Source organism: Paenibacillus sp. H1-7, assembly GCF_022354825.1.
Taxonomy (GTDB): Bacteria; Bacillota; Bacilli; order Paenibacillales; family NBRC-103111; genus Paenibacillus_S.
This window is the reverse complement of sequence record NZ_CP031168.1, coordinates 7,997,199-8,014,879: the sequence shown is the minus strand read 5'-3', so window position 1 is coordinate 8,014,879 and position 17,681 is coordinate 7,997,199. Positions and strand designations below refer to the sequence as shown.

The 17,681-nt window shown below is 53.4% G+C and carries 11 protein-coding genes; 10 read left to right on the top strand and 1 reads right to left on the bottom strand.

Annotated elements, in window-relative coordinates; genetic code table 11:
* Nucleotides 1-24: 24 nt before the first annotated feature.
* From DVH26_RS35370 to DVH26_RS35325, 10 genes are all read left to right on the top strand, one after another.
* Entirely contained in the window at nucleotides 25-6,981 is a 6,957-nt protein-coding gene (locus DVH26_RS35370; protein WP_239630272.1) for a putative Ig domain-containing protein, read from the top strand.
* A gap of 431 nt (nucleotides 6,982-7,412) precedes the next feature.
* Nucleotides 7,413-8,804 (top strand): amino acid permease, encoded by a 1,392-nt coding sequence (locus tag DVH26_RS35365; protein WP_239635598.1) that lies wholly within the window; start codon nucleotides 7,413-7,415, stop codon nucleotides 8,802-8,804.
* A gap of 351 nt (nucleotides 8,805-9,155) precedes the next feature.
* Nucleotides 9,156-9,845, top strand: coding sequence for a GntR family transcriptional regulator (locus DVH26_RS35360; RefSeq protein WP_239630271.1), 690 nt, complete (start codon nucleotides 9,156-9,158; stop codon nucleotides 9,843-9,845).
* Nucleotides 9,846-9,996: 151 nt separating this feature from the next.
* Nucleotides 9,997-10,746 carry an ABC transporter ATP-binding protein gene (locus DVH26_RS35355; RefSeq protein ID WP_239630270.1) on the top strand — a complete coding sequence of 250 codons (750 nt, stop codon included), beginning with the start codon at nucleotides 9,997-9,999 and terminating at the stop codon, nucleotides 10,744-10,746.
* Nucleotides 10,739-11,620 carry an ABC transporter permease gene (locus tag DVH26_RS35350; protein ID WP_239630269.1) on the top strand — a complete coding sequence of 294 codons (882 nt, stop codon included), beginning with the start codon at nucleotides 10,739-10,741 and terminating at the stop codon, nucleotides 11,618-11,620. Before DVH26_RS35355 ends, DVH26_RS35350 begins: the two co-directional genes overlap by 8 nt.
* A gap of 49 nt (nucleotides 11,621-11,669) precedes the next feature.
* Nucleotides 11,670-12,773, top strand: coding sequence for an ABC transporter substrate-binding protein (locus DVH26_RS35345; RefSeq protein ID WP_239630268.1), 1,104 nt, complete (start codon nucleotides 11,670-11,672; stop codon nucleotides 12,771-12,773).
* Between the two features lie 99 nt (nucleotides 12,774-12,872).
* On the top strand, nucleotides 12,873-14,234 hold the full coding sequence (locus DVH26_RS35340) for an allantoinase (RefSeq protein WP_239630267.1): 1,362 nt from the start codon (nucleotides 12,873-12,875) through the stop codon (nucleotides 14,232-14,234).
* Nucleotides 14,235-14,516: 282 nt separating this feature from the next.
* Nucleotides 14,517-15,854: a phytoene desaturase family protein gene (locus DVH26_RS35335; protein WP_239630266.1), complete on the top strand. Its 1,338-nt coding sequence runs from the start codon at nucleotides 14,517-14,519 to the stop codon at nucleotides 15,852-15,854.
* Nucleotides 15,855-15,880: 26 nt separating this feature from the next.
* On the top strand, nucleotides 15,881-16,759 hold the full coding sequence (locus DVH26_RS35330; protein ID WP_239630265.1) for an RNA polymerase sigma-70 factor: 879 nt from the start codon (nucleotides 15,881-15,883) through the stop codon (nucleotides 16,757-16,759).
* Nucleotides 16,760-16,857: 98 nt separating this feature from the next.
* Nucleotides 16,858-17,277, top strand: a complete 420-nt coding sequence (locus DVH26_RS35325) for an HIT family protein (protein ID WP_239630264.1) — start codon at nucleotides 16,858-16,860, stop codon at nucleotides 17,275-17,277.
* Between the two features lie 187 nt (nucleotides 17,278-17,464).
* On the opposite strand, the gene DVH26_RS35320 is transcribed toward DVH26_RS35325, so the two are convergent.
* The gene (locus DVH26_RS35320) at nucleotides 17,465-17,638 is read right to left on the bottom strand and encodes a hypothetical protein (RefSeq protein WP_239630263.1); all 174 of its coding nucleotides are present in this window, start codon (nucleotides 17,636-17,638) and stop codon (nucleotides 17,465-17,467) included.
* Nucleotides 17,639-17,681: the final 43 nt, after the last annotated feature.

Here is a 17,681-nt window from a genome sequence, read left to right as displayed (position 1 = left end):
TGTTTTTGGAAAGAGGGGATGCGTATGGAAGGAGTTTCACGTATAGGGGAGCTCGGCAAGCGTCTTCGGATGCTGGCCGGGAGGCTTGTTGTCCGTGCCGGACTTCTGATGATGGTTGTACTATCATCTTTATTTTTTGCCTCCTATGCTTCGGCTGCGACGATTGAAATAGACAATTTCACCGATGGAACGGGGCAGACGGCGATCTGTGATCCGGCACAGCCCGGCAAATGTACGCTGCGCGCTGCCATTAGCAAGGCGAACACGACTCCCGGTCCTCATACGATTGTGATACCGGACGGAACGGTAGAGCTGGAGCAAGGCGTACTGGAGGTCAAGAACAGCATATCGATCGTTGGGAAAAGCGGCGATCCGGCCAAAGCGATCATACGCAACAAACCGGGAGCTGCCAAGAAAAAAATATTTGATATTAATCCGCTCATGGACAACGCGTATACGATATCACTTGAGTCGGTAACGATCAGCAACGGGGCGGCTACCTATGCAAATGGTGACCAGTATGGCGGCGGAGGTATTTCCGCATTCATAAACACTGCCGGAATGTTTACAATCTCCAACAGCGTTATTACCGGCAACTCAACTACAGGAGACATTTTGTACGGCGGAGGCCTCAACGTAGCAGGGGAAGCAGGCGGTAAGCTGTATATTCGCAACACTGTGATTCAAAACAACCAGGCTGAAAAAAAAGGCGGCGGCATGTTCCTGGAAGGCGATATGGATGTGGAGATTACCCATTCCTCGATCGACGGGAACACGGCACGAAGCGGTCTTGGCGGTGGTTTAGCCATTGAGGGGATGACAAATAATTTAGGGAGTGTACTGATCACAGGCAGCACCTTCTCTAGGAATCGCGCTGACGGTACGGACTCTGCATTCAGTGGAGGCGGCGGGATTCATTTGAACCGAGCGGCCACCCTAACGAATACGACGCTGAGCGGCAATACGTCGGCAGGGAAAGGTGCGGGCCTGCTTGTTTCGAACTATGCAGGGACGACGACTGTCAACCATGCCACGATTTATCAAAATGTCGCTAACGGTGACGGCGGCGGGATTTATTTGGATAAAGGGTCTCCTATTATACACAATTCGATTGTCTCCGGTAACATGAAGGCAGCTGCAGCAAACGATGTAGCGGTCTCCGGCTCGCTCGCGTTTGCTACGCAAAGTACCAATAACTTGTTCGGTAGCGGATCGGGAGGGCTATCGACAGCCGGGGGCAACCTGTTGAATGTGGCGAACCCGGGACTTTTGGGACTTCAAGCCAATGGAGGCTTTGCCGAAACTCACGCGTTGGCACCCGACAGCCCGGCGCGGGATAAGGGCAATAATGCGCAGTCGGATCTGTTCGATCAGCGCGGTTTTCCACGCCAAACGGGCAGCAGCGTTGATATCGGAGCCTATGAGGGGCTGCCGGATCAGTCGATGCAGGGCAATACGACGAAGACAATCGTGTTAGCTGTAGGAGACGAGGCGAAAGTAACGAATGTACAGGCGAGCTCTCCGACTTCCGCGCTGCTTCCGAATGGAAGTATCACCGTTACGGGAACAGGCTCGTCGCGCTCCTTGGCAATTACGCCGGCCTTGAATCAAACTGGAACGGCCGTCATCATGGTGCAGGTCGATAGCGAAACGTCAGGAGTGAAGCGCACGGTAACGAACTCTTTCACGTTAACGGTGACTGCGCCTCCTTTGCCGGATTTGACCATCAGCAAGGTACATACAGGGAACTTTACGCAGGGACAAACCGGCGGCCAATATCGGATTTCGGTCGGCAATATCGGAAGTGTGGCGTCATCGGGCACTGTAACGGTATCAGATGCGGTTCCGCAGGGGTTAACGCTGAAGTCTTTGGTCGGTACCGGTTGGACATGTTCGGTGACGGGTTCGCAATGTACCCGTTCGGATGCTCTGGGAGCTGGTGCGAGCTATCCGGACATTACGGTGACCGTAGACGTAGCGGATAGCGCTCCAGCAAGCTTGACGAATACCGCCACGCTTTCAGGTGGCGGGGATCAGAATACAACGAACAACTCGGCAAGCGATCTCACAACGGTAATCGCAAAGCCAACGGTTACCACGGAGAGTTTGCCGGAAGCAACAGTAAATAAATCGTACCAGTCGGCACCGCTAGAGGTTTCCGGAGGACAATCGCCTTACAGTTGGGCTATGGCAGGAGGGGACCTGCCTACAGGATTAACCCTCAGTGCGTCCAGCGTAGTAAGCGGTACCCCGACTGTGGCAAATACATTTACTTTCACCGTAGAGGTAACGGATGCGAAAGGCGTTAAAGCAACGAAAGGTCTGACGATCAAGGTCAACCCAGAGCTTACAGTAAGTACTGTATCGCTGCCGGATGGAGCGGTGAATGTAGATTACTCACAGCAGCTGGCGGCTGCGGGCGGCAATGGAAGCTATACGTGGGCTGTAACGGTAGGAAGTCTGCCTAACGGGTTAACGTTGGATGCCTCCACTGGGATAATAACGGGCAAACCTACGGCAGCTGGAACGGTTCCTTTCACTGTGGAAGTTACAGACGGAAACAACGTTAAAGCGACTGTACCTCTCACAATGATAGTGAATCCTGAGCTGATCATGAACGCTCCAGCTGTGCTGCCACAAGGTACAGTAGGCGCTGCATATAATGAGCAGACGTTCACTGCTACAGGAGGTAACGGAGCTTATGTATGGTCAGTAGAGGGCAACCTGCCAGCTGGATTAACCTTCGATCCTGCTACGCGGAAGCTTGCCGGAACGCCGACGACTGCAGGAGTAGGCAGATTCACGATCAAAGTCGTTGACGGGAATGGAACGTCCGCTACTAAGGTTTACGACTTGACTGTGAATCCGCAGCTGACGATCGATACCACGTCCTTGAAGCAAGGGACGGTGACGAAGAGCTATAGCGAGACGTTAACAGCAAGCGGCGGAAACGGAACGTATACATGGACAACAGTAGCCGGTAATTTGCCTGATGGCTTGATACTGAATGGAGCTGCAATAACCGGTGTACCTACACAGGCAGGCCCTAAAACGTTCACTCTACAAGTGACTGACGGAAATGGCGTTATGAAAACGGAGGAGTTCACGATCCAGGTGAATCCGGAGTTGGTTATGACGGCGCCAACCTTGCCGCAAGGTACGGTTGGAACCTCCTATACTGATCAAATCTTTACTGCCGCAGGCGGTAACGGAGTGTATACATGGTCGGTCACCGGTAATTTCCCAGCTGGGCTGACATTTGACGCTGCTCAGCGTAAGATTAGCGGAACGCCGACAACAGCCGGAACATTTGACTTTGCTGTAGTAGTGACGGACGGCAACGGGGTCGAAGCGAAGAAAGACTACACGGTGGAGATCAACCTAGCTTTGAGTATAATTACTCAGAGCCTGCCGGAAGGTACGGAGACAACAGGCTATACGAAGCAGGTAATTACAGCCGTTGGCGGCAATGGGGTCTATACTTGGACGCTGGAAGGCAATTTGCCAGCTGGTCTTCAATTCGGTACAGAGTTGGCAGGAGCAACGACGGCGGCTACCATTTCCGGAACGCCGACTGCAGCCGGAACGAACAGCTTTGTTGTTAAAGTGACGGATGGTAATGGCGTATTCAACACGAAACCAATATCGATCATGGTAAATCCAAAGCTTACGATTAGTACCATATCGCTGCCGGATGGAGCTGTGAATGTAGACTATGTGGATAAGCCTTATAGCGCTAGCGGAGGTAACGGAACCTATACTTGGTCTATCATTAGTGGATTGCCTGCTGGACTTACGTTCGATACAGTAGTTCAGAAGATCACTGGAAGACCATCTGCTGAAGGCAACAGTACAGTTCAATTAAGGGTTACCGACGGTAACGGCGTGGCGACAACAGAAAATGTAACGCTAAAGGTAAATCCAGAGCTAGTGATAGGAACGGGTGCATTGCCAGATGGAACGGTATCCGCAGATTATCCGGCACAAATCTACACGGCTACCGGCGGCAGCGGGTCGACATACACCTGGTTTGTAGCCGGCTTGCCTTCTGGATTAACGTTTGACGCTGCATCGCAACAGATTAAAGGCAAACCGGCAACGGAAGGCTCAAGCATTGTTACAGTGCAAGTTACTGATGGTGCAGGGATTACGGTTAAGAAAAATTTCACTCTAAAGATCAATCCGCAGCTGATCATAACAGCACCTGCGTTCCCACAAGGAACGGTAGGGATCTCGTATCCTGATAAAACCTTCACAGCGGCTGGAGGTAACGGGTTGTACACATGGGCTTTCTCAGGTGATTTGCCTGCCGGGCTAACATTTGACATCGTTCAGAGGAAAATTAGCGGGACACCAACAGAAGCGGGAGCATTTGATTTTACTGTAACAGTAACCGACGGTAACGGCGTTTGGGTTACACAATTTATAGAACTGCAGGTTAACGCTGCTCTGGAGATTAAGACAACCACGCTGAAGGATGCAACCGTTGGCATGTCGTACAGTGAAACATTGGTGGCATCAGGCGGCGACGGCAACTACTCATGGACCAAGGTCAGCGACGATCTGCCGGATGGCTTAGTCTTAGCCAAAGTATCGAACAATGTATACGCGATTGCAGGTATACCTACCACAAAAGATGCAAAAACCTTTACGGTTCGAGTAACGGATGGCAATGGAGTTACGAAGGATCAGCAGCTGACGCTGCAAGTCAACTTGCCGGTACTGACATCCATTCAATTCAAGCAGTCGTCCTATAACGTTCAAGCTGGGCAGCAGCAGCCTACTGTGCTGACGGGGAACTACTCCGACAACAGCACAAGCGACATCACGAGCGGTGTGACGTATCAGATAGATGGTGCTATCGCAAGTGTCGACAGTAGTACAGGAACCGTTACAGGCATCAAGCAAGGAACGACCGTGTTGAAGGCAACTTATGGCAGTCAAACTGCGCTTACGACGATTATCGTAGATACCCAGCTGTCCAAGCTTACATTGGATGCACCGTCGTATCAGATCGAACTGGGCCAATCGAAGACAGCGAAAGTGACGGCCGTGTATACTGATGGGGCTCATCAGGATGTTACAGCCAATGCGATCTATGCCATCGACAATCAGGCTATCGCTGAAATCGACTCTCATGGAGTTATCAGAGCGTTGCGTCCAGGAGTGGCTGAACTATCGGCAAGCTATGGCGGCCAAACCGCGACAGCCACTATCATTGTAAATCCTGCGCCGCAAGGTCCGATGACCATGTCGTTCGGCAAAGCAACTTACGATGTCTCGGTAGGCCAATCGCAAGCTACTGTAGTATCGGTTACGTATGATGGACGCACGTATCCGTTAACGAGCGGCGTAGTGTACCATATCGGAGACAGCTCGATAGCGACTGTTGACGCTAACGGTACGGTCTACGGCAAGCAGTCCGGCCAGACGGTACTGACCGCAACATACGGCAGCGTGCAGGGCACACTGCTGGCACATACAGTGGTTCTGGTAGGCAGCGATATTAAGGAAATCCGGTTTAGCCAAGAGCAGTATTCCTCCAGAATCGGTGAACGGACTCAAGCGGTTGTCACTGCGAAGCTGTCGGACAATAGCGCGGTCGATGTAACCGGATTGACAGCATACACAGTGCAGAATCCTTCGATAGCTTCTATCGGCAAGGATGGAGTTATAACCGCTATACAATCAGGGGACACAGTAATTACGGCAACGTACGGGGGCTACTCCACAACAACCAGAGTAGTCGTTTATGGCAGAGGCGGAGGCGGCTCAGGCTCGTCTTCCGGAGGAAGCACACCGACTCCTGATAACGGAGTGTCCGTGCCTATTATCATCGGGGATGGAAAGACCGAGACCGAACGCATATCGGTTGAAGATATTCAAAAAGGCGTCGTCGTCCTGAACACGGCATCCGTTTCAGGAACCGCCGAGCTGTCGGCGGCAACGATTAGCAGCCTGCTCTCGTTGAATCCGGAGCTGCTGGTTGCGTTCCAAACGGCAGCGGGAACGATTGAGGTTCCTCTTGCCACCATGGATCCGCAGACTCTAGCGAAACTCCTCGGTATCCCCGCTGAGGGCTTGAAGGTACAAATCGGCATCCGGGAACCAAACGAAAACGAGCAGCAGCAATTTGCTGCGGCGATGAAAGAAATGGGAAGCACGCAGCTGGCCAAACCGCTTGATTTTTTCATTAATATAGTGGATGGTCAAGGGAAATTGGTCAATACAGACGGCTTTAAAAACTATATCGTAAGAGTACTGCCTCTTACGGCGGCTGCGGATCCGAATACGGCTACGGGAGTATGGTGGGATCCTACGTCTCAACAATTCCGCTTTGTTCCGACTGTGTTCGAGATGCGCGACGGCCAACCGGTTGCGAAGTTGAAACGTCAAGGCTTAAGTTTCTACACCGTCTTGAGCAGCCATATTGCATTCGGCGACATGGCGAGTCATTGGGCCAAGCCAACGGTCGAAACGCTCGCTTCGAAGCTGATTATCCAAGGGCGCTCGAAGGACAGCTTCGAGCCGAACGGCAGCATTACCCGAGCTGAGTGGGCGGCATTGCTGGTCAGAGCGCTGGGGTTGAGCGACGCCAAAGACAAGGCACCGTTCAGCGACATGAACGGGCAGTGGTTCGCCGCGGCGGTGAACACAGCCTACAAGGCGAAGCTGATCGAAGGCTACGATGACGGGACATTCCGTCCGAATCAGACCGTGACCCGAGAGGAGCTCGCCGCGATGGTAATGCGTGCCGTATCGTATGTGGGAGCCAAGCCGAACGACAAGCAAGGGCAAGGCGTATCCTTCACGGACGGAGCCGACATTTCCACTTGGGCAACGGAAGCGGTGAAGCAAGCCGTTCAAGCGGGTATTATTGAAGGAGACAGCCAGGGCCAATTCCGCCCGGCCCAATCCGCATCCCGCGCTGAAGCGGCAACGATGCTGTATCGCTTACTAAAAGCAGTACAATTCATGTAATCTCACGAAGATGGGGCTAGCTCATCGGGACCGAATCCCGAGGCTGGCTCCATTTTTATTTCAAGGACCTTTGAAGGAATCGAATGGAGCGGGAGGAGGTAAAATATAGTAGAGATCAGCTCCAACTTGGCGTAAACAGTAACCGTTTTACCGAGGGGGAGAAAAAAGAGCTCAGCTTGTGAATAAATGTAAAAATTTGTCGTTGAAATCTGTGTTCAACAGCCTTATGCTAGATGCTGTGTGTCTCGGTGTGCTGGTTGCAAAGCTCATTTAAACTATTAGGTGAACCGCATGGCTTGCATGGCTTCCTATGGGGGCCGAGCAGGCTCGCTTTGTTTCCATAAAGTGCCGCCGGTACGCGGTTTGATGATTATAAAGGAGTGTTCTTTTTGGAGCAAGGACAATTAAAAAGAGGCTTAAAAGCCCGCCATATGGCGATGATCGCCCTCGGAGGATCGATCGGAACGGGCTTGTTTCTTGCCAGCGGAGGAGCCATTCATACCGCCGGACCGGGCGGAGCTCTGTTCGCTTATTTGACCATTGGTATAATGGTCTACTTTCTTGTAACGAGCTTGGGCGAGATGGCGACCTACATGCCACTTTCCGGCACATTCAGCACTTATGCTACGAAGTTTGTAGATCCTGCCCTAGGATTCGCCCTCGGCTGGAACTACTGGTATAACTGGGCGATTACGATCGCCGCTGAGCTGTCTGCCGCAACGTTAATTATGAAGTTCTGGTTTCCGGACAGCTCGTCCTTCCTGTGGAGCGCGCTGTTCCTCGCGTTAATGACGGCCTTGAACCTGTTGTCGGTCAAAGGCTACGGGGAGACGGAGTTTTGGTTCGCGCTCATCAAAGTCATCACCGTCATCGTGTTCATCATCATTGGTCTGCTCATGATTGTCGGCATTTGGTCCAGCGATCAGCGGCCTATGGGCTTTAGTAACTGGACCCTTGGCGACGCTCCTTTCCATGGTGGTTTTTTGGCGGCTCTGAGCGTGTTCATGGCGGCGGGCTTCTCCTTCCAGGGAACCGAGCTGGTCGGAGTGGCTGCAGGGGAAAGCGAAAACCCGCGGGAAAACGTTCCGCGCGCCATCCGGACTGTATTTTGGCGCATTTTGCTGTTTTATTTGCTTGCCATCCTGATAATCGGCTTGATTATTCCTTACACGACGGAAAGCTTGTCTAGTGACGAAATCATGATGAGCCCCTTTACCACCGTATTTGAAAAAGCGGGCTTGAGCATGGCCGCGTCGATTATGAACGCTGTAATTTTGACCTCGGTGCTCTCCGCAGGCAACTCGGGGATGTATGCCTCGACGCGGATGCTGTGGGTGCTGGCGCAAGAAGGGAAAGCGCCGCGCTTCTTGTCCAAGCTGAGCAGCTGGGGCGTGCCGGTGTACGCTTTGATCGCAACCGCCGTTTTGGGAATGTTCGCCTTCCTGTCGTCTTTTTACGGCGATGGGGTAGTGTATACTTGGCTTTTGAACGCCTCGGGGATGTCGGGCTTTATTGCCTGGGTCGGCATTGCCATTAGCCATTACCGCTTCCGCAAAGCTTACATCGCTCAAGGGAAGTCTCTGCAGGATCTGCCTTACCGTGCCAAATGGTTCCCGTTCGGACCGATTTTGGCCGGAATTCTCTGCCTTGTTGTTATTGTCGGTCAGTGTATGGGCGCTTTTAAAGACGGAACGATCGATTGGCCGTATTTGTTCGCGTCGTACGTCGGGATTCCGTTATTTTTGGCTCTTTGGCTCGGTTACAAGTGGAAGCATAAAACGAAGGTGCTCCGTTTGGAGGAGTGCGATTTTGATATGAAGTAGCAAAAAATGCTGCTGGAAAGACCGTCAGGGGAAACCTTGGCGGTCTTTTTTTGCCTATATAGAATTTAGAATCGGGGCTCCACGCAAAGTTGTGGGGTTGTTATTCCGAGCAAACCCGTTTCTATCGGTGGCCGTGCGTTGCCAAATTGGTGAGAGGTCACAATTATGTTATATAAAATTACATAAAAATAGTATCCTGCCTCGTTATTTATTATTTTTTACAAAAACTCAGCGATTGTTTGTAAATGAAAACAAAAACCAGCTGTTTTAATGGTAACTATATTTACATAAAAGGTAATTGATAATACCATGGTGTTACACTAATCCATCTCAAAGATTGGAGAAGCGCCCATGCTACAGGCAAGTGAGGCCGACATTTACAGGGCCGTCAAAGACGCCATCATCGAACAAAAGCTTCGTCCCAATATGCAGCTGGTGGAAGATGTGCTAGCGGAATCGTTCGGCGTCAGCCGGACCCCGGTGCGCAATGTGCTGAGGAGGCTTGCAGGCGAAAAGCTGGTGACGGTCATCCCGTATAAAGGGACGTTCGTCTCGTGCCCGACAATCCATGAGGCAAGGGAAGTATTCGAAATGCGAAGGGTGCTGGAAGCCGCCGCGATCAAGAAGGTGTGCGGGACCTTGTCGGAAGCGCAGTTTCAACAGCTCCGTTCCATGCTGGAGGAAGAGCATGAAGCCCATAGACAGGGCGACCCCCTCGGCGCGCTCAGGATTACGGGCGACTTTCATTTGCGGATCGGCGAGCTGGCCGGCAACTATTATTACTACAGGTATTTGGAGGAGCTCATCTCGCTCACCTATGTCATCATAGCGTTTTATGGCTTGAGGAAGCAGGTGTACTGCCACGATCACGGGCAAATATTAGCTGTCATGAAGCAGGGCGATGCATTGGCCGCGGAACGGCTGATGGTCGATCATTTGAAGGAAATCGAGGCGTCGCTGGAATTTGAACAAACGGAGGGATCGGCGAATTCGCTTGCGGATATTTTCAGGTCCTTCGGGTATGCGGGAGCGAGGAAATAAGCCAATAAATAGCTTGGAAACAACGATGGTTGTACCTGCGTGAATCAAGCAAGGTTGTCATGCCGTGGATTGTATACAATCTCGTATCGGATGTGCGGCGGCTCTTGCATACAACGTTAGCGACAATGAGAAACAGAGGAGTGAAGGGGACATGAAGCTGACGGTTCAAAAGGCTGGAAAAAGCTTCGGAGACCGCACCATATTGAAGCAGATCGATTTGACCGTGTATTCCCGGGAATTTATTTGCATTTTGGGACACAGCGGCTGCGGTAAATCTACGCTGCTCAATATGGTGGCGGGTTATCTGCTTCCGGATGAAGGGGAAATTACGGTGGACGGGGAGCGGATTCAAGGTCCTTCCAAATCGAGGGGCATGGTGTTTCAGGATCATGCGCTGTTTCCTTGGTACACGGTTCTGGAGAACATTTCGTTCGGACCTGAGGTGCAGGGCGTGCCCAAAGCGAAGGCCCGCGAGACAGGGCAGGAATTTCTGAGCCTTGTCGGCTTGGACGCTTATGCGCATCATTATCCGGCAGAGCTGTCGGGAGGGATGAAGCAGCGGGTCGGCATCGCGCGGGCGCTCGCCAGCAACCCGGAAATACTGCTTATGGATGAGCCGTTCGGCGCGCTCGATATTTTGACCCGCGATATGATGAGGCGGGAGCTGAGGCGCATTTGCGACAAGCTGAAGCCGACGATTTTGTTCGTGACGCACAGCATCAGCGAAGCGGTATATTTGGCCGATCGCGTCGTCGTCATGAAAGACGGGGAAATAGCGGATATGTTCACGATCGGGATCGAGCATCCGCGGACGTTCGATTCGCCTGGATTCGGAGAAGCGATGCGCAGGATCGAACGAATTTTAATGAAGGACGAAGAGGGGGCGGGTTTCGATGAATGAGGCGCCAGTGACGGCCGCTGCCGACAACAAATTGATCGAGGCGAAGGCTTCAGGCCCGCAAACGGCAGTGCCCGGAAAACGCAAAGGACCCGGCATCCGGGATCAATGGAATGTGCTTCCGTTCCTGGTTTTCTTCATAGGGTGGGAGCTGTTCGCCCGGCTTAACGAAACGATGGCTTGGTTCAATCCGTTGTTTCTGCCCCCGCCGACGCTGGTGCTGGAGGATGCTTGGCTGTTAACGAAGTCGGGACTTGTTACGGAGAGCATCCTCTCGAGCACGATCCGAATAGCGGCCGGCTTCGTCATCGGTTGTCTGTTCGCGGTTATTGCAGGTGTGCTTATGAGCAAATTCCGCGGGGTGGAGCGGTGGATGTCACCGATTTTGAACCTCGTCAGCCCCATCCCGGCCTTGGCTCTGCTCCCGCTCTTCATTATTTGGTTCGGTATCGGCGAGTTTCCGAAAATATTGCTTATCGCTTGGACAACATTCGTCCCCGTCCTTGTCTATACGGTAGACGGATTCAAATCCGTCCCCTCTACGCTGATTCGTTCGGCCCTTAGCCTGGGCGCATCGCAAAGGCAAGTGTTTACCAGAGTGATGATCCCTTCGGCCATTCCGAATTTTATCGTGGGAGCGCGTGTCAGCCTAGGCTTATCCTTCTCGGCACTGATCGTCTCCGAAATGATGGGGGCCAAATCGGGGCTTGGGTATATCATCGTCGATGCAAGGAACTATTTCAAAATTTCCAATATGTTCGTAGCCATTATTTTGATTGGCTTGGAATACAGCTTGTTCTCTTACCTGGTGAAGCTGCTGGAGAGGAGGGTGTTGTCCTGGCGTAAGGGAGGCATGCGGGAAGCGGTTGAGAAGTAGAAGCGAGAGGCCTTGCACTAGAAAAAAGCCATATGCGGAGGGGAACCCAATGATTATTAAAGGAAAAATGATTCGTACGTTAGCTTTCATCGTGACCGTATCCATGATGCTTGCAGCATGTGGCTCCAAGGAAACGGCATCGGGCACCAATTCCCCGGCCGCAACGCCGGCAGCAGCGGCTCCCGGGACGGCTCCGGCCTCGACTACACCGGAGACGAAGGATGTGACGCTGGTCGGGGTGCGCGATGCGCAAATTTCTTCCCAGCAAATTATCGCCGATAAGCTGGGCTACTTCAAGGAAGCCGGCTTGAACGTGACGAGCCAGCTGATCGAAAGCGGTCCGGATATCGGACCGATGGTGGCGGGAGGCAGTGCGCCGGTATCCATTCAGACGAACTTTATGGATATTATTTTGAAATCGTCCAACGTTCCCGTCAAAATTGTCGCTCCTTTGGCGCAAATCGCCGGTACTCAGGCGGTCGTCGGCTCGAAAAAGCTGGAGCTCAAAAGCGCGAAGGACCTGGAAGGCAAGACGATCGGCATTCCGAATGGAGCCGATGTGAAGATTGCGATCGATAACATGGGGAAAGAGCTCGGCGTCGATGTAAGCAAGATCAAATACGTCAATCTGGCGCCAAGCGACGCGGTAGTAGCACTGCAAAAAGGCGACATCGACGCGATGGCGGCCTGGGAGCCGTTCATTACGAAGGCGATTCAAGGCGGCGGCAAGTTCCTATTCAGCGGAACGAAGAGTGAGCTTCCGGATAAAAAAGGCAGCGTCAAATGGATGAGCGTCCATACGACGATGCAGGTGTCCGACGACTATATCAAGAAAAATCCGAACACGATCAAAGCCATTCTCGCTGCACTGAAAAAAGCGACCGATTATATTAATTCGAACCGTGCGGAAGCGATCAAAATTTTGGCTCCGGAGCTGCATTTAAGTGTGGAAGAGCTGACGCAAATTATGGACCGCAATGTATATTCCATGGTTGTGGACGATACGTATGTTAATGGGAGCAACGGTCCGGCCGTCGGCGAATATTTGAAGAGCGTCGGCAATATCAAGACGGTTCCAAAGGCGGATTCTTACCATGATTTGAGCTTGTTAAAAGCAGTGGACGCAGGCTTGATCAAAGTCGATGTGAAGTAACGGTAGGCAACCGTGTGCAGGGCCGATGCAGCTTTGGCTTCGGCTCTGTTTTTTTGTCCAATCGGGGTGGAAAGCGAGGGTACGTCAATGAGGGAAAGAATGGATTGGATAATTCGAGGCGGCTCCGTAGTGCTGCAGGATGAGGTTCGTTTGATGGATATCGGCATCAAGAGCGGGGTGGTTGCTCAGCTCGGGGAGAACCTGAACTGCGAAGCGGAGAGCGAGATCGATGCGGCCGGCAGCGTGGTGATGCCCGGTATGGTCGATGTTCACGTGCATCTGAATGAACCGGGCTTAAGCGACTGGGAGGGCTTCGCTACCGGCTCCGCGGCTCTGGCTGCCGGAGGCTGCACGACCTATATCGACATGCCGCTGAACGGAATCCCCCCAACCGTGACCGTTGCGGCAATGAAGCAGAAGCTGGAGGCGGCCAAGGGCCGGTCGTATGTCGATTATGCGCTGTGGGGCGGGCTCGTGCCCGGCCATCTGGACGATTTGGAGCGGCTGAACGACGCTGGGGTTATTGGCTTCAAGGCGTTCATGTCCTCTCCGGGGGATCCGGGCGAGGAAGCATTCCGCGAGGTGGACGACCTGACGCTGTGGGAGGGCATGAAGCGCATCGCAAGCATGAAGCGCGTGCTGGCGCTGCACGCCGAAAGCGAGCCGCTTGTAGCCCGTCTAAGCCAGGCTAAGCAGGCGGCGGGCGCCGTATCGGCGAAGGATTATTCGGCCTCGCGGCCGATAATGGCAGAGCTGGAGGCTGTGGCGAGGGCGCTTTTTTATGCGGAGCAGACGGGGTGTCCGCTGCATTTTGTCCACATCAGCAGCGCCGAAGCCGTCCGCTTGATAGCTCAAGCGAAGCGGCGCGGCGTCGATGTGACGCTGGAGACGTGCCCGCATTATGTCGCGCTGACGGAGGACGATCTCGAGAGGCTCGGCCCTGTCGCCAAATGCGCTCCCCCGCTGCGCAGCGGGGAGGAGCAGGAGCGGTTATGGCAAGCTCTGCGCGACGGCCATATCGATATGATTTCGTCCGATCACTCGCCATGCCCCGGGGAGCTGAAGCGGTCGGGCAATTTCTTCGAAGCTTGGGGCGGCATCTCCGGCGCTCAAAGCTCGCTGGAGCTTATGATCGGCGAAGGCCACCTGAAGCGGGGCATTCCGCTGCCGGACCTTGCCCGCATGCTGTCGTACGCGCCGGCCCGAAGGTTCGGGCTGCATCCGTACAAAGGCGAGATCCGAATCGGCGCCGACGCCGATCTCGCCATGGTCGGGCTTCGCAGCTCTTATGAGCTGCAGGCGGACCAGTTGCATTACCGGCACAAGCACAGCCCGTATGTCGGGAGGACCTTCGCTTGCAAAGTGCTGGCTACATGGTGCCGGGGGCATCTGGTGTACGAAGAAGCGAGCGGGCTGAGCTCTGCGATGCCGGGCGTGTGGCTGAGCGGCAGCGTGACATGAGGCGGTCTTCGGCGAGTGCAGCGGAGCGCACAGGGGATACAGCCTATTCGGTATGGTTTGCGTGGTTAACCATTAATCAAGTAAGTGAATAAGAAGGCTGGGCGGGATTCTCCTGCCCGGCTTTTTTTTTGTAAGTGTCCGCAGATCGTCGTCGAGTACCGACTACATAGAAGTGCGCACACCAAATTTCCTCATCTGCCTGCCGGTAAGAGGTCACAGATCGCTCGACCTAATCGTCTTAGGGGTAAGCAACCCAATAACCGATGCAAAGGCGGGATATCTATGGCAGGTCAACAGCAAATGAATCGAGAAAGAGCAATCTGGGACGTAGTCATTATCGGCGGAGGCTTGGCCGGCTTAACGGCCTCGGTCTTTTTGGCGAGAGGCGGCAAGTCAGTTCTGGTGCTGGAAAAATCACCGGCAACCGGAGGGCGGGCCATGTCTACGCGCAAAGAAGGGGGCATCTTCAATCTCGGCCCCCACGCGTTGTACAAAAACGGCGCAGGCGCGGCAGTGTGGGATGAGCTCGGCATCCAACCGCACGGGGAGAAGCCGAAAGCGCAAGGTCCGTTAGTATTCGGTAAGGAGCAGGGGAGCGAGAAGGCGGTGCCGATGCTTCAGCTGTTTCTTGGCTCCGCGTTGAGCTGGCCGGAAAAGATGGAGCTATTGCGCTTTTACAGGGGATTGCGCAAAATCGACACGAAGGAGGACGCGCTTCAGCGGACCAGCTTGCAGAGCTACTTGGAAAGCCATATTAAGAGCCCGGTCATTCGGAGTGCGATCGGGGCGCTCGTGCGGGTTTCTTCGTATAGCAATGCGCCGGAGCGGGTTAGCGCCGGAGCGGTGCTCGGGCAGCTGCAGATGGGGCAAGTGCTATATTTGCACGGGGGCTGGCAAAAGCTCGTAGACGAAGTGCAGCAAAAAGCGGAGGAGGCCGGCGTCTCCTTCAGCTGCGGCGCATCGGTACACAAAATCGAAGGGCGCTCCCCCGAGATGTCGGTAACGCTTAAGGATGGGACGGTCTTTGCCGCGCGGACGGTGCTGTCGACGGCAGGTCCTAAAGAAACCGCGGCGATGCTCGGAGGCGGCGTCCTTCCAGAGGAAATCCGCCGATGGGATGATCTGATTCCGGTTCACGCCGCTTGTCTCGACTTGCACTTGTCCGCTATGCCGAATCCGAAGCTGACATTTTCTCTCGGCGTAGACCAGCCTTGGTATTTCTCGAATCATTCGTACGCCGCATCGCTGACGGACGATCCCGGGCATTCGGTAGTACATGTCATGAAATATTTACCCCCTGAATCAATGCAGGATGCTGCCATGGTTAAGCACGAGCTCGAGAGGTTCGTGGATATGATACAGCCGGGCTGGCGCGAGCATGTCGTCAACAGCCGCTTCATGCCGCATCTGACGGTGACCCACGCGCTTGTAACCGCCTCGATGGGCGGGATAAAAGGACGTCCGGCACCTGAGGTCGCTTCATGGCCGGGCCTCTATGTGGCAGGCGATTGGGTCGGGGCGGAAGGAATGCTGCTGGATGCGTCTCTGGCAAGCGCAAGGCAGGCGGCGGCGTGTATAATGGGAAAGAAGCTTCAGCTTGTTAAGGCCGGTATTTTTTAATTTATCTAAAAAGGCAGGGATCAGCTATGGAGCTTGAGCAAGCATACCGCGATTACAAGCCGCTGCTTTTTTCCATTGCGTATAAAATGCTGGGCTCGGTTTCCGACGCCGAAGATATCGTGCAGGATTGCTTTGTCACAGCACGACAAGTGCAATGGGATCATGTCGGCAATGAGAAATCGTACCTGTGCAAAACGGTGACGAACCGCTGTCTCGACCACCTCAAATCGGCGCGAAAGAAGCGTGAGCTCTATATTGGGCCGTGGCTTCCGGAGCCGCTGGTTCAGGATGCATCCGAGGACCCTCAGGAGCATTTGATCCTCGAGGATACGATCACCTACGCTTTTCTCATCATGCTGGAGACGCTGACCCCGCTGGAGCGGGCGGTCTTTGTTTTGCGGGAGTCGTTCGGCTACGAATATGAGGAAATTGCCGGGATGGTGGGCCGAACGGAAGTCGCCTGCCGCAAAATATTCAGCCGCGTGAAGCGAAAGGTGCAGCAGGCAGAGCCTCCTTCCTCGCTGCCGAGTCTGGAAGAGACGGAGCATATCGTCAAACGGTTCATCCACGCTGCGTCAACGGGAAATATGGAGGAGCTGATCGCCATGATGACGGAGGACATCATCCTCGTATCCGACGGAGGAGGTAAAGTGCACGCCGCCGTTCGTCCGATCGTGAGCAGAGCTCATGTCATCGCTTTCCTCAAGGGCGTTGTCTCCAAGCTGTTGCCGGAATCCGTCATTCATACGGCTGTGATCAACGGGCAAGCAGGAATCGTGCTGAGCGGCGGAGATTATCAGAATACGGTATTGAGCTACGAGCTGGATGAGAGCCGGAAGCTCAAGCGCATCTTTGTGGTGTCGAACCCCGACAAGCTCAAGCATGTGGCTCAAGGGCTCCAATAGCCGCTGCCAAGCCCAAAATGTGCATGGACAAATAGAAGCTCGAAGTTTAGTATTAAACTCGGGCTTGTATAATTCATCCAAAAGGCAGGGGAAGAGCCATGACGCAAAGCTGTATTTATTGTGCTCAAGACGAAAGACTGGATAATATTATGATCGAAATCGGCAAGCTTCGCGTGTCGACGCTATACCTGTTCAAGGAGCAGACGTACCGCGGTCGCTGCATCGTAGCTTTGAACGAGCATGAGACGGAGTTTTTCCATTTATCCCAAGAGAAGCAGGATGCCTATATGCGCGATGTCGCTCAAGTGGCGCGTGCGATCGAGCAAGCTTTTTCACCGAATAAAATCAACTACGGCGCCTTCGGGGATACGATGCCGCACGTTCATTTTCACATCGTGCCGAAATACGAGAACGAGTACACCTGGGGCAAAATGTTTGAAATGAACCCTGCGCCTAACAAGCAGCTGTCCGCTTCGGAATATGAAGAGATTATCGGACTTATCAAGCAAAACTTATAAGAAGTAGAAAAGGCACCTGTCGCAGGTGTCTTTTTGCGTGAACGCCAAGTAAGGTAGATTCGGATTCTCATTTGCTATGTATAAAAGAACAAAAGGGCGCCCATTCGGGAGCCCTTTTGCATGTGTTGAAAGAAAGTCATGTACATCGGCATAAGAAACTGACACGGCCTGCTGTCACTCGGTTCGATCAGACGGATTCTGAGTTTTGAATGGCATGCTCCCAGCTCGGGAAGTAGTAAAGCGCATTTTGCAGCAGATCCGGATGCGAATGCTTGATTTTTTTCTTGCTCATCGTTTCTCCGCTTTGTTTAAGCTGTTGGATTTGCGACACGACGTCAACTACACTCATATTGGCTTCCATGACATGCACCCCTTCAATCAAGTTGCTCTCAATTCTGCCCTAC

Coding starts and splice junctions, on each gene's coding strand:
- DVH26_RS35370 (WP_239630272.1), top strand. CDS start 25: ATGGAAGGAGTTTCACGTATAGGGGAGCTCGGCAAGCGTCTTCGGATG.
- DVH26_RS35365 (WP_239635598.1), top strand. CDS start 7,413: ATGGCGATGATCGCCCTCGGAGGATCGATCGGAACGGGCTTGTTTCTT.
- DVH26_RS35360 (WP_239630271.1), top strand. CDS start 9,156: ATGCTACAGGCAAGTGAGGCCGACATTTACAGGGCCGTCAAAGACGCC.
- DVH26_RS35355 (WP_239630270.1), top strand. CDS start 9,997: ATGAAGCTGACGGTTCAAAAGGCTGGAAAAAGCTTCGGAGACCGCACC.
- DVH26_RS35350 (WP_239630269.1), top strand. CDS start 10,739: ATGAATGAGGCGCCAGTGACGGCCGCTGCCGACAACAAATTGATCGAG.
- DVH26_RS35345 (WP_239630268.1), top strand. CDS start 11,670: ATGATTATTAAAGGAAAAATGATTCGTACGTTAGCTTTCATCGTGACC.
- DVH26_RS35340 (WP_239630267.1), top strand. CDS start 12,873: ATGGATTGGATAATTCGAGGCGGCTCCGTAGTGCTGCAGGATGAGGTT.
- DVH26_RS35335 (WP_239630266.1), top strand. CDS start 14,517: ATGGCAGGTCAACAGCAAATGAATCGAGAAAGAGCAATCTGGGACGTA.
- DVH26_RS35330 (WP_239630265.1), top strand. CDS start 15,881: ATGGAGCTTGAGCAAGCATACCGCGATTACAAGCCGCTGCTTTTTTCC.
- DVH26_RS35325 (WP_239630264.1), top strand. CDS start 16,858: ATGACGCAAAGCTGTATTTATTGTGCTCAAGACGAAAGACTGGATAAT.
- DVH26_RS35320 (WP_239630263.1), bottom strand. CDS start 17,638: ATGGAAGCCAATATGAGTGTAGTTGACGTCGTGTCGCAAATCCAACAG.